The sequence below is a fragment of the Deinococcota bacterium genome (assembly GCA_030858465.1).
GTDB lineage: Bacteria > Deinococcota > Deinococci > Deinococcales > Trueperaceae > JALZLY01.
On sequence record JALZLY010000314.1, the window covers coordinates 1 to 12,676 of the forward strand.

Genomic DNA, 12,676 nt, shown 5'->3' on the forward strand with positions numbered 1-12,676 from the left:
AGTTCGGGTAGGCCGGGCGCGGCAAAGGGCGCCAGGTTGTCGGGCGAGCGCGTCGCCAGCTCCCGCGACAGGCTGCGGAGCGGCCGCAAGATGCCCGCGAGCGCCCAGCGGCCGAGGGCGCCGACGACGACGATGAGCAGCATCGCGGCGACGGCGTAGGCGACCAGCAAGCGCCTGCTCAGGGCGGCGACCTCCTCGGCGAGGATGGCTAAACCGACGAAGTTCGCGGACGAGGCTCGAGTGGGCGGGGTCGCCAGCGGCAGGGTGACGAAGAGGTAGCGTCCATAGAGGCCGCGGTAGGCTGCGCCCGCGCTCAGGGCCTCGAGCAGCGGGGCGGGCAGGTCGTGGACGGCCGTATCGGTATAGCTTGTGCCTTCCTCGGTGACGAGAAAGCCGTAGCCGCCGAACTCCTGGGCCAGCGCCACCAGCTCGGGCAGGGCGCCCGGCGAGAGCGCGCGGTAGAGGCCGAGCCGCGCCAGCGCCATGTCCTCCAAGGTGGCGAGCGCGGCCGTCCGGGCCTCGCGCAGGGTAAAGACGCCGAGCGGCAAGAGCGCGAGCAGCAGCGAGACCAAGAGCAGCAGCGTCAGGCGCCCGCTCAGGCTCACGGGCGGGCGTCCAGACGGTAGCCGTAGCCGCGCACCGTGCGGATGAGTGCGGGCTCGCCCAGCGCCCGGCGCAGGCTCGAGACGTGGACCTCTAAGGTGTTGGGCTCGACCTCCTCGCCCCAGACCGCACGCATGAGCGCCTCCTTGCCCACCAGGCGCTCGGCGTGCAGGGCGAGCACCTTGAGCAGCGCAAAGTCCTTGGGCGAGAGCGCGAGGTCCCGCCCGCCGCGCCTGGCCCGCATGCGGGCCAGGTCGAGCGTCAGGTCGGCGTAGGCCAGGCGCGTCTGTGCCGGGCGGCTGCGCCTGAGGAGCGCCTCGGCGCGGGCGGCGAGCTCGGCGAGCGCGTAGGGCTTGACCAGGTAGTCGTCGGCGCCGCTCCTTAAGCCGCGCACCCGGTCCTCGACCTCGTCGAGCGCGGTGAGCATGAGGACGGGCAGGGTCCGGTCCAGGTCGGGGCTCGAGCGCAGCTCGCGGAGGACGCTGTAGCCGTCGCTGCCCGGCAGCAGCACGTCCAAAATGAGCAGGTCGATGCCGCCTTCGCGCAGGAGGCGCAGGCCCTGGCTGCCGCCCGGCGCGGTCACGACTTCAAAGCCCTCGAGCGCGAGACCCAGGCTGAGCGCCTCGCGCACGCCGGGGTCGTCCTCGATGAGCAGGAGCCGGGCCTTGCTGGGGGTCATCCCTCATTCTACGCGGCTCGAGCTGAGGGCGGGCTTAAGGTTGCTAAAGCTGGCTCTTGAGCTCGCCGTCCTCGTCCGTCATCCCCTCGACCTCGTCGGGTGCGGCGTGGACAAAGGCGGGGCCGGGCTCATCGCTGGCCAAGAGGCGCAGGCTGTAGGGTTCCTCGAGCACCTGACTCACGGTGTAGCGCCGGCCCCGGTACATCACGTCCTCGCCGACCGCGAACTTCTTGGGTTCGGGCATGATACCTCCTGTTCTGCTTATATCATGACAGGCCCACCGGCCCCATGGCGGTCTCATCGCTCCGAACCCTATAACCTTCTGCGCCCGACTTGACGCCAGCGCGTTTGGCGCGACACAATGCCTAGATACTCGGCGCGACACAAGGCCTAGCCAATGGGCTCGCGCCCCGTGTCCGCCTCCATCCAGACGGACGCTTCACCTGTCACGATGACATCCCGCCAAAGCTCATCCTGCTCAAAGGTCGTGCGGTCATGACAGCAAGCCCAATCCGTCAGCTCCTCGAAAGGCGCATCCTCGTTCTGGACGGCGCTATGGGCACGATGATCCAAGGCCATGCGCTCTCCGAAGCCGACTTTCGCGGGACGCGCTTTGGCGATCACCCCAAGCCTCTCCAGGGCGCCAACGATATTCTCGTCCTGACCCAGCCGCAGATCATCGAAGGGATCCACCGGGCTTACCTGGAAGCGGGCGCGGACATCCTTGAGACCAACACCTTCAACGCCACGCGCATCGGCCTGGCCGAGTACGGGCTGGATGAGGTCATCTACGAGCTCAACCTCGCGGCGGCCAAGCTCGCCAAACGTGCCGCCGAGGCGTTTTCCACGCCCGACAAAGCCCGCTTCGTGGCGGGCGCTTTGGGCCCCACCAACCGCACCGCCTCGATGAGCCCGGACGTGAACAACCCCGGCTTTCGCGCAGTCGATTTCGACGCGCTGGTCACCAGCTACGGCGAGCAGATAAGGGGCCTCATGGACGGCGGCGCCGACCTGCTCCTGATCGAGACGGTCTTCGACACCTTGAACTGCAAGGCGGCGCTGTTCGCGGCCGAAGAGGTCTTCGGGGCGTTGGGCAGGCGCCTGCCCGTGATGGTCTCCGGCACCATCACCGACGCCAGCGGGCGGACGCTGTCGGGGCAGACCCTGGAAGCCTTCCTGATCTCGGTCTCGCACGCCGACCTGCTCGCCGTCGGCCTCAACTGCGCCCTGGGGCCGAAAGAGTTGCGCCCTTACGTCGAGGAGTTGTCCTCGCTGGCAGCCGTCCCCACGAGCTGCTATCCCAACGCCGGCCTGCCCAACGCCTTTGGCGACTACGACGAGTCGCCCGAGTCGATGGGGGCTGTCTTGGAGGACTTTCTCGCCAACGGCTGGGTGAACATCATCGGCGGCTGCTGCGGCACCACCCCCGAGCACATCCGGCGTTTTGCCGAGCTGGCCGCCAAGGTCCCGCCGCGCGTGCCGCCAAAAGTGCCGCCCTACCCGAGGTTTTCCGGCCTCGAGCCCCTGATCGTCCGCCCCGATTTCGCGAAGCACTCCGCAGGAGCGAACTTCGTCAACGTCGGCGAGCGCACCAACGTCACCGGCTCGCCGCGCTTCGCCAGGCTCGTCAAGGCCGGCGACTTCGAGGCCGCCCTGAGCGTCGCCCGGCAGCAGGTCGAGGGCGGCGCGCAACTCATCGACGTCAACATGGACGAGGGCATGCTCGACTCCGAGGCGGCGATGGTCACCTTCTTGAACCTGATCGCCGCCGAGCCCGACATCGCTCGAGTACCCATCATGGTCGACTCGTCTAGGTGGTCGGTGCTCGAGGCGGGTTTGAAGCGCGTCCAGGGCAAGGGCGTGGTCAACTCGATCTCGCTCAAGGAGGGCGAGGACGAGTTCAGGCGCCAGGCCCGGCTCATCCGGCGCTACGGCGCGGCGGTCGTCGTCATGGCCTTCGACGAGCGGGGTCAGGCCGACTCTTTCGAGCGCAAGATCGAGGTCTGCGAGCGCGCCTACCGCCTGCTCACAGGCGAGCTCGGTTTCCCCCCGCAGGACATCATCTTCGACCCCAATATCTTGACCGTCGGCACCGGCATCGAAGAGCACGCCAACTACGCGCTGGACTTTATCCGCGCCACCCACTGGATCAAGGAGAAGCTGCCCGGCGCGCTCGTCAGTGGCGGCGTCTCCAACATCTCCTTTTCCTTTCGCGGCAACAATCGCGTGCGCGAGGCGATGCACGCGGCCTTTCTCTACCACGCGGTCAAGGCCGGGCTCGACATGGGCATCGTCAATCCCGGCATGCTCGAAGTCTACGAGGAGATTCCCAAGGATTTGCTCGAGCACGTTCTTGACGTGCTCTTAAACCGCCGCGAGGACGCCACCGAGCGGCTGGTGACCTTTGCGGAAAACGTCAAGGGCGGCGGCAAGGTCAGGGTGCAGGACGATGGGTGGCGCCAGGGAACGGTCGCAGCGCGCCTCTCCCACGCCCTCGTCAAGGGCGTCACCGACTTTGTCGAGGCGGACGTCGAGGAGGCGCGGCAGCAGTACGACCGGCCCCTGGAGGTCATCGAAGGTCCTCTGATGGACGGCATGAACATCGTCGGCGACCTCTTCGGCTCCGGCAAGATGTTCCTGCCGCAGGTCGTCAAGAGCGCCCGCGTCATGAAAAAGGCCGTCGCCTACCTGCTGCCCTACCTCGAGGCGGACAAAGCCGGGGGAGAGCGCAAAAACGCCGGCAAGGTGCTGCTGGCGACCGTCAAGGGCGACGTCCACGACATCGGCAAGAACATCGTCGGCGTGGTGCTGGCCTGCAACAACTACGAGGTTCTCGACCTCGGGGTGATGGTCGCGGCGGAGAGGATCTTGGAGACCGCCCGCCGGGAAGAGGTGGACATCGTCGGCCTCTCCGGCCTGATCACCCCATCGCTGGACGAGATGGTCCACGTCGCTCGTGAGATGAGCCGGCAGGGCTTCACCGTGCCGCTCCTCATCGGCGGGGCGACGACTTCGCGCGTCCACACCGCCGTCAAGATCGCCCCGGCCTACGACCATCTCGCCGTCCACGTGCTCGACGCCTCGAGGAGCGTCGGGGTGGTCTCGCGCGCGGTGAGCAGGACGGAGCGGCCCAGGCTCGAGGAGGAAACCCGCGCCCAGTACGACGACCTCCGCGACAAGCACCACGGCCGCCAGGCGCAGACGAAGCTGCTCACCATAGCGGCGTCGCGCGCCCGGCGTTTCGTGTCCGACTGGTCCGGGCTCGAGCTCGTCCGCCCCAGCTTTTTGGGCGCCAGGGTGCTTGCGGACTACCCGCTCGAGGAACTTATGAACCGCATCGACTGGGGGCCGTTCTTCCACGCCTGGGAGCTCGCCGGGCGCTATCCGGGAATTCTGGACGACGCGGTGGTCGGGGTGGAAGCGCGCAAGCTCTTCGGCGACGCCCAGACCATGCTCGAGCGCATCGTCGAGGAAGGGCTCCTGGTGGCGAAGGCGGTCTTTGGCTTCTGGCCCGCGAACAGCGTGGGCGACGACCTCGAGCTCTACGTCGATGACACGCGCCGCGAGCAGCTTGCCGTCTTGCACACGCTCCGCCAGCAGGGCGAGAAGCGGCCCGGCCAGCCCAACCTGGCGCTCGCCGACTACGTGGCCCCCAAGGACTCAGGCCTGGGCGACTATGTCGGCGGTTTCGCCGTCACGGCGGGGCACGGCCTGGGGGCGATGGTCGAAGCCTTCGAGCAGGAGCACGACGACTACAGCAGCATCATGGCCAAGGCGCTCGCCGACCGCCTCGCCGAGGCCTTCGCTGAACGCCTGCACGAGCGCGTCCGCAAGGAGTTCTGGGCTTACGCGCCGGGCGAGAAGCTGGACAACCACGCGCTGATTCGCGAGCGCTACCGCGGCATCCGCCCCGCCCCCGGCTACCCCGCCTGTCCCGACCACAGCGAAAAGCGCCTCCTCTTCGACCTGCTGGACGCCGAGGAGAACACCGGCATCAGGCTCACCGAGAACTTCGCGATGTTTCCCGCCGCCGCCGTCTCGGGCCTCTACTTCGCGCACCCACAGAGCCGCTACTTCGCGGTGGGCAAGATCGGCCGCGACCAGGTGGAGGACTACGCCGCGCGCAAGGGGATGACGGTGGAGGAAATCGAAAGGTGGCTGGCGCCGAACCTGGCCTACGAACCGGAGGAAGTGCCCGTCGCCATCTGAGCGTCTATAATGGCGTATGGCCATCCCGACGCCGCGACCAGCCGACAGAGCCAGCGAGCCGGACTGTGACGCGCCGCCCGGGCCCCTGCGCATGAGCGTCGAGCACTACTACAAGATGGCGGAAGCGGGCATCCTGGAGGCGGACGCGCGCTATGAACTCATTCACGGCGTCATCTACAAGATGGCTCCTATAGGTCCGAAGCACGCCACAAGGCTGAAAAAGCTCGAGGGGCGTCTCGAGCGTTGTTTTAGCGACCGCGCCGTCGTCTTCACGCAGCACCCGCTGAGGATTTCGGAAGGGGACGAACCGCAACCGGACATTCTCGTCGTCAAGCCGCCCATCGACCAGTACGAAGAACGTCACCCCAAGCCCGAGGACGTGCTGCTCGTGGTCGAGGTAGCTACCACGCTGGAGAGTGACCGCACGCTCAAGCAGGGGCTCTACGCCCGCGCGGGCATCCCTGAATACTGGATCTTGAGCCAAGACCCGGCTCGAGGTCTACCGCAAGCCCGACGCCGAAGAGGAGCGTTATCTCGAGCTGACGACGCTCGGTGAAGGCGAAGGGGCTACCTTACAGGCGTTTGAGGATTGTGGGCTCGAGTGGTGGGGTTAAAAGGGCTCGAGGGCTGTCGGGTGGCATGGTGGACTTAAAAAGGCGTCAAAACCAGCTAGCCAAGCCTAGCTCGTGGGTCATTATAGCCGACAGTGCCCAGGGCTATCAAAAACGTGAGGGCTCGAGCCCTAAAGCGCAGAAGCCAGAAGTTAGACGCTCCTGACTCCTGTCTTCTAAGCTCTCCCTACGCCGGCAGCATCACCTGGCGGCCGCAGGCGCAGGTCTCGTCCTCGCGGACCATCGTGGACTGACCCTCGCGGTGCCAGAGGGTGCCGCAGTCGGGGCAGCGGATCTCCTCGCCCGCGATGCTGCGAATCGCGTCCGCTTCTAGCCAGCGCTTCTCGCTGCACCAGTGGCAGACCGCCTCGGCGCCGCCGTCCTCTGCGATCATGCTCTCGCGCTCCTCGGGCGTGAAGTAGGCGAGCGCGTCCAAAGCCTTGGCGTCGCTGCAGCGGCACTCGAACCTGAGCGGCAGGGCGTCTTTGGTGAGGAGCTCGAAGCCGAGCCCCCAGCAGAGCTCGTGGAGGATCTCCAGGAGGCTGTGTCGCCCCATCGCCTCGGTGAGCTGGCCGACCGCCTTGACGTTGGCCTCGAGCAGCTTCAAGATAGCCTCGTCGGCGCCCGGCAGGGCCTGGAGGATGACGCCACCCGAGCGCACCACCCGGCTGTTCTCCAAGTAGACGCCTAAGAGCACCGCCGAGCCGACCTGCTCGGACTGCGCCAGGAACATGGCCACGTCCTCGCCGATCTCGCCGCTCGCGAGCGCAATGGACGAGCTGTAGGGGTCGCCGTAGGGCGCGTGCGAGCGCACCACGCTGATCTCGCCCGCGCCGAGGGCGCCGCCCACGTCGAGTTTGCCGTCCGCTCGCAGGGGCAGGCTGACCTGCGGGTTGCTGACGTAGCCGCGCACCGCGCCGTCCAGCCCGGCATCGGCGATAACGCCGCCCAAGGGGCCGTCGCCGCGCAGGCGCAAGGTGACGCGGTCCTGGGGGTTCTTGAGCAAAACGTGGGCCAGGAGCAGGCCGGCCGTCAGCGAGCGGCCCAGGGCGGCGGCGGCCAGCGGCGTGGCCTCGTGGCGCGCGCGCGCCTCCTCGACGAGTTGGGTGGTGTCGGCGGCAACGATGCGAATACCGCCGTTTGCCGCCAGACCGCGGAGCAAAAATGACATGGGTCCCTCTCAATCATGGAAGCAAAGGCTTCGGTATGGACAGTGGGGTTAGGATTCAGCGCTGCGGAGACCTTACCGGGCCTCCGCCTGAACACAAGCCTTTTCAGTGTAGGACGAGATGATCGAAAACGGCGTAGTGGCCGCTACGGCTCGCCGTCGCCGTACTTTTGCTTCAGGGCCTCGAGCGAAGCCCTGGGAACCAGCTTGCTCACGTCGGCGCCGAGCGCGGCGATCTCCTTGGTACGCGTGCTCGACACGAAGGACCAGCGCGCGGCGGTCATGATGAAGGTGGTCTCGACGTTGCGGTTCAGTTGCCGGTTGAGGTGCGCCATCTCGAGCTCGGACTCGAAGTCGGAGATGGCGCGCAGGCCCTTGACGATGACGCGCGCGCCGACGCTGTCCATATAGCTAGCCAAGAGACCGTGAAACTGGTCGACCGAGACGTTGGCCATGCCCGAGGTCGAGGCCTCGATGATGGCGCGGCGTTCCTCGACCGTGAAGGTCTTGGTCTGCTTGAGGGGATTGTAGGTGACGGCGACCGTGAGATGGTCGTAGATGCTGCTCGCCCGCCGGATGAGGTCCAGGTGGCCGTTGTGCAGGGGGTCGAAGGAGCCGGGGTAGACGGCGTGGATCATGCGCCAGTCTATCCCGCGCGCGCGGGGCGGCGTGAAGGGCGGCCCAAGGGACAACGGCGCAGGCGAGCGTGGCGACGCTTCGTGAGGCCGCGCTCAGCCTCGGCTTATGTCTGCCAATCAGGTCTCCTTGCCGAGCCTGTCGGCGGCGATGACATCCCTCTCCTTGCGCTTGCGGGGCTTGAGGAGAGTCTCGAGCTCGCCCACGATGCCACGCCTGAAGAGCAGGACGCAGACGACGAAGATGACGCCGGTGATGACCGTCACCCAGGCGCCTAAGTGGGCCAGGTAGTTTTGCAGCGTCACCACCAAAAAGGCCCCGACCGCCGGGCCGAAGATCGTGCCCATACCACCTAAGAGGGTCATCAGGACCACCTCGCCCGAGGTGTGCCAGTAGACGTCGGTCAGGGTGGCGAGGCGAAAGACGATGGCCTTGGTCGCGCCGGCCAGCCCGGCCAACGTGGCCGAGAGGACGAAGGCGAGCAGCTTGTAGCGGCCCACCTTGTAGCCGAGCGAGACGGCGCGCGGCTCGTTCTCGCGAATCGCCTTCAGGACCTGGCCGAAGGGCGAGTGGACGGTCCGGTAGATGAGCAGAAAGCCGAGCGTGAAGATGGCCAGGACGAAGTAGTACATGGTGAGCGAGCTCGACAGATCGACGAGGCCGAAGAGCTGGCCGCGCGGGATCGCCTGGATGCCGTCCTCGCCGCCGGTGAAGGGCGCCTGCAGGGCAAAAAAGTAGACCATCTGCGCCAGGGCCAGGGTGATCATGGCGAAGTAGATGCCCAAACGGCGGATCGCCAGCCAGCCGAAGACCACACCCAGGAAGGCGGCTGCGGCCGTGCCCGCCAAGATCCCCAGTTCTGGTGAGAAGCCCAGCACCTTGACGCTGTGCCCGGTGACGTAGGCGGCGGAGCCGAAAAAGGCGGCGTGGCCGAAGGACAGCAGGCCGGCGTAGCCGAGCAGCAGGTTGAAGGCGCAGGCGAAGAGCGCGAAGCAGAGCGCCTTCATGAGAAAGACGGGGTAGACGACGAAGGGCGCGAGCAGACCGGCCGCCACCAGCAGCGCGATCCCCAGGTACCTGGGCGCGCTCACGAGCGCGCCCTGCCGAAGAGGCCGTCGGGCTTGATGAGCAGCACGATAACCATGACGATGAAGACGACGGTGGCGGAAAGTTCGGGATAGAAGGTCTTGGTGAGGCCCTCGATGACCCCCAGGCCGAGCCCGGTCAGGATCGAGCCCAGGATCGAGCCCATGCCGCCGATCACCACGATGGCGAAGACCACGATGATGAGGTCCGAGCCCATGAGCGGGTTCACCTGGTAGATGGGTGCGGCCAGCACCCCGGCAAAGCCGGCCAGGGCCACCCCGAAGCCGTAGGTGAGGGTCATCATGAGCGGCACGTTGACGCCAAAGGCGCGCACCAGCGCCGGATTTTCAGTGCCGGCGCGCAAGTAAGCGCCCAGGCGGGTGCGCTCGATCAGAAACCAGGTGCCCAAGCAAACAAGGAGTGAGACTAAGATGACCCAAGCGCGGTAGTTGGGCAGGAACATGAAGCCGAGGTTCTGCCCGCCCCGCAGCCACTCGGGGATGGGATAGGGCTTGCCCGACACGCCGTAGAAGTTGCGAAAGAGCCCTTCGATGATGAGTGCTAGGCCAAAGGTGAGGAGCAGGCCGTAGAGGTGGTCGAGCTTGTAGAGCCGGCTCAGCATCGTCCGCTCGAGCACGATGCCGATGGCGCCGACGATGAGGGGGGCGAGGAGGAGCGCCGCGCCGTAAGGGATGCCCATGGTCTCGAGCAGCATCCAGGCCGCAAAGGCGCCCATCATGTACTGCGCCCCGTGCGTAAAGTTGATGACGTTGAGCATGCCGAAGATGACCGCCAGCCCAAGGCTCAAGAGGGCGTAGAACGAGCCGTTGATGAGCCCCAAGAGGAGCTGCCCGAAGAGCATCTGCGGCGTTATCCCTAGAAGTTCAAACATCGCTTTCCCGCATCAACATTCTCTCGGCGGCTCAGTTGCCCGTATCGTCCACGAGCGGGCAACCGCCTTCGGCCATCGGCATGTAGGCCTGGTCGCCGGGGATGGTGCGCAAGATGGTGTAGTAGTCCCAGCGGCCTGTGGACTCGTCGGGGCTCTTGACTTCGACCAAGTACATGTCGTGGACCATGCGACCGTCGGGGCGGATAGTGCCGTTCCTGGCGAAGAAGTCCTCGACCGGCGTCTCTTTCATCTGCGCGACGACGGCCTGCGCCTCATCTGTGCCGGCCGCCTCGATGGCCCTCAGGTAGTGCATGACCGAGGAGTAGACGCCGGCGTGAACCATCGTCGGCATGGCGCCGTGGCGGTCGAAAAAGCGCTGCGACCATTCCCTGGTCTCGTCGTCCATGTCCCAGTAGAAGCCGGTGGTGAGAACGAGCCCCTGTGCCACCTCGAGGCCGAGCGCGTCGATGTCGGAGATGAAGAGCAGCAGCCCGGCGAGCTGCTGGCCGGCTTGGACGATGCCGAACTCGTTGGCCTGCTGGATGGCGTTGGTGGTGTCGGTGCCGGCGTTGGCCAGGCCGATGATCCTGGCGCCCGAGCCCTGGGCCTGGAGCAGGTAGGACGAGAAGTCGGCCGTCGCCAGCGGATGGCGGATGGTCCCGAGGACGGTGCCGCCGTTCTCCTCGACGACCCGGGCGGTGTTCTCCTCGAGCGAATGGCCAAAGGCGTAGTCAGCGGTGATGAAAAACCAGGAGTCGCCGCCCTCCTCGACCACGGCCTGGCCGGTGCCCACGGCGAGCGCGTAGGTGTCGTAGGTCCAGTGGACGCTGGTGGGCGAGCAGGCCGGTCCGGTCAGGTCGGTCGTCGCCGCGCCCGAGATGAGAAAGACGCGGCTCGCTTCGCGGGTGATCTCCTGCACCGCCAGGGCCACCGAGGAGGTGGGCACGTCCACGATCACGTCGACGCCGCTCACGTCGATCCACTGCCGCGCCACGCTCGAGCCGATGTCCGGGCTGTTCTGGTGGTCGGCGGAGAGAATGTCGATGGGCGCGCCCAGAACCTCGCCACCAAAGTCCTCGACGGCCATGCGCGCCGCCAGCACCGAGCCTTGGCCGGAGAGGTCGGCGTAGAGCCCCGACTGGTCGTTTAAGACGCCGATCCTCACGGCGTTACCGGACACCTGCGCCTGCGCCGCCGCCAGCAGCGCCAGGCCCAAAAGAGCAGCCCCAAACCTCATACTGATATGGTTCATACCTTAGTCCCCTTTGTTGAGGTGCGCCCTGGGCTACACCCCCAGATATTTGTGAAGCACGTCCATCTTAGCACCGACTTGCTCGCTCGGCACCATGTCCACCACCTTGCCCTGCTCGAGGAGGTAGTGGCGGTCGGCCACGGTGGTGGCGAAGCGAAAGTTCTGCTCGACCAGCAAGATGGTGAAGCCCCGAACCTTGAGCCGGCGAATGACCTCGCCGATCTGCTGGACGATCACCGGCGCCAAGCCCTCGGTCGGCTCGTCGAGCAAGAGCAGCTTGGCGCCGGTCCGCAGGATGCGGCCGATGGCGAGCATCTGCTGCTCGCCGCCCGACAGCTGGGTGCCGGGACTCCTCAGGCGCTCTTTCAGGTTGGGAAAGAGCTCGTAGATCTCGCCGAGCGCCATGCCGCCCTTTCTTACCACGGGCGGCAGGAGCAGGTTCTCCTCCACGTCGAGGCTGGCGAAGATGCCCCGTTCCTCGGGGCAGTAGGCGACGCCGCGGCGGGCGATCGCGTTTGAGCTGAGCCTGGTGAGCTCCTGGCCGTCAAAGCGGATCGAGCCCGAGCGTTTGTCGAGGATGCCCATGATGGCTCTCAAGGTGGTGGTCTTGCCCGCGCCGTTGCGGCCTAGAAGCGTCACCACCTCGCCCTCGTGAACGTTCAAGCTGACGCCGTGCAGCGCGTGCGACTCGCCGTAGAAGGCGTGGACGTCCTCGAGCTTCAGCAGCTCGGGCGACAACTCAGGCGGCATGGCCGGTCCCCATATAGGCCTCGACGACGGCCTCGTTCTTGGACACCTCGTGGTAGTCCCCTTCGGCCAGGATCTGCCCGCGCTGCAAGACGGTGATGGTGTCGGAAAGATCGGCGACCACGCTCAGGTTGTGCTCGACCATCAAGACCGTCCGCTCGGCGGCCACCTTCTTGATGAGCCCCGTGACGCGGCCAATGTCCTCGCCGGCCATGCCCGCGGTGGGCTCGTCGAGCAGGATCATCTCGGGGTCTAGCGCGAGGGTGGTGGCGATCTCCAGGGCGCGCTTGCGGCCGTAGGGAAGCTCGGCCGCAAGCGTCTCCTCAAAGGCCTGCAGGCCGACGGCCTCGAGGAGCGCCCGCACCTCGTCGTCGAGGACGCCCAAGCTCTCGCGCGAGCGCCAGAAGTGATAGGAGGTGCCGAGCTTGCGCTGCAAGGCTACGCGGACGTTCTCCAAGGCGCTCAGCTGCCCGAACACCGCCGAGATCTGAAAGGAGCGCACCATCCCCTGGCGGGCGATGTCGGCCGGTCGCGCCCGGGTGATGTCTTGACCGTTGTAGTGGATCGTTCCCCTGCTGGGGCTCAAGAACTTGGTGAGCAGGTTGAAGACGGTGGTCTTACCCGCGCCGTTGGGGCCGATGAGCGCGTGAACGGTGCCGCGCCTGACCTTGAGGGCCACGTCCTTGACGGCGGTAAAGCCTCTAAACTCCTTGGTGAGGCCGTCGGTCACGATGATGTAGTCGTCTGCCATCTCCCTCGCCTCGTCTTCCGGCGCGCGCCGCCAGCTCACGGG

At 66.6% G+C, this 12,676-nt stretch carries 12 protein-coding genes; 2 read left to right on the plus strand and 10 right to left on the minus strand.

What is annotated here, in order from left to right; all coding sequences use genetic code 11:
* The 3 genes from M3498_15520 to M3498_15530 form a co-directional block, all read right to left on the minus strand.
* Positions 1–605: sensor histidine kinase (locus M3498_15520; protein MDQ3460688.1), on the minus strand; the 605-nt coding region annotated here is incomplete at its 3' end.
* Complete coding sequence (locus M3498_15525; GenBank protein MDQ3460689.1) at positions 602–1,282, minus strand: response regulator transcription factor; 681 nt, start codon at positions 1,280–1,282, stop codon at positions 602–604. The genes M3498_15525 and M3498_15520, both read right to left, overlap by 4 nt.
* Positions 1,283–1,325: 43 nt before the next feature.
* Positions 1,326–1,526 carry a hypothetical protein gene (locus M3498_15530; protein MDQ3460690.1) on the minus strand — a complete coding sequence of 67 codons (201 nt, stop codon included), beginning with the start codon at positions 1,524–1,526 and terminating at the stop codon, positions 1,326–1,328.
* A 251-nt stretch (positions 1,527–1,777) separates the two neighbouring features.
* Between M3498_15530 and metH the strand changes: the two genes are divergently transcribed.
* Together metH and M3498_15540 are read left to right on the plus strand one after the other, a co-directional pair.
* Positions 1,778–5,491: a methionine synthase gene (metH, locus tag M3498_15535; GenBank protein ID MDQ3460691.1), complete on the plus strand. Its 3,714-nt coding sequence runs from the start codon at positions 1,778–1,780 to the stop codon at positions 5,489–5,491.
* Between the two features lie 16 nt (positions 5,492–5,507).
* Positions 5,508–6,047: a Uma2 family endonuclease gene (locus M3498_15540; GenBank protein MDQ3460692.1), complete on the plus strand. Its 540-nt coding sequence runs from the start codon at positions 5,508–5,510 to the stop codon at positions 6,045–6,047.
* Between the two features lie 242 nt (positions 6,048–6,289).
* Here M3498_15540 and hslO read toward each other — a convergent pair whose 3' ends face one another.
* The 7 genes from hslO to M3498_15575 form a co-directional block, all read right to left on the minus strand.
* Positions 6,290–7,273 (minus strand): Hsp33 family molecular chaperone HslO, encoded by a 984-nt coding sequence (hslO, locus tag M3498_15545; GenBank protein MDQ3460693.1) that lies wholly within the window; start codon positions 7,271–7,273, stop codon positions 6,290–6,292.
* Between the two features lie 143 nt (positions 7,274–7,416).
* Entirely contained in the window at positions 7,417–7,905 is a 489-nt protein-coding gene (gene coaD / locus M3498_15550; GenBank protein ID MDQ3460694.1) for a pantetheine-phosphate adenylyltransferase, read from the minus strand.
* Positions 7,906–8,025: 120 nt separating this feature from the next.
* Complete coding sequence (locus M3498_15555; protein MDQ3460695.1) at positions 8,026–8,997, minus strand: branched-chain amino acid ABC transporter permease; 972 nt, start codon at positions 8,995–8,997, stop codon at positions 8,026–8,028.
* Entirely contained in the window at positions 8,994–9,884 is an 891-nt protein-coding gene (locus M3498_15560; protein ID MDQ3460696.1) for a branched-chain amino acid ABC transporter permease, read from the minus strand. Before M3498_15560 ends, M3498_15555 begins: the two co-directional genes overlap by 4 nt.
* A gap of 31 nt (positions 9,885–9,915) precedes the next feature.
* On the minus strand, positions 9,916–11,136 hold the full coding sequence (locus tag M3498_15565; protein MDQ3460697.1) for an ABC transporter substrate-binding protein: 1,221 nt from the start codon (positions 11,134–11,136) through the stop codon (positions 9,916–9,918).
* 33 nt (positions 11,137–11,169) lie between these two features.
* A complete protein-coding gene (locus tag M3498_15570) occupies positions 11,170–11,886 on the minus strand; it encodes an ABC transporter ATP-binding protein (GenBank protein ID MDQ3460698.1) in 717 nt (238 codons plus the stop codon).
* Entirely contained in the window at positions 11,876–12,634 is a 759-nt protein-coding gene (locus M3498_15575) for an ABC transporter ATP-binding protein (GenBank protein MDQ3460699.1), read from the minus strand. The genes M3498_15570 and M3498_15575 overlap by 11 nt, the downstream gene beginning before the upstream one ends.
* Between the last annotated feature and the right edge of the window lie 42 nt (positions 12,635–12,676).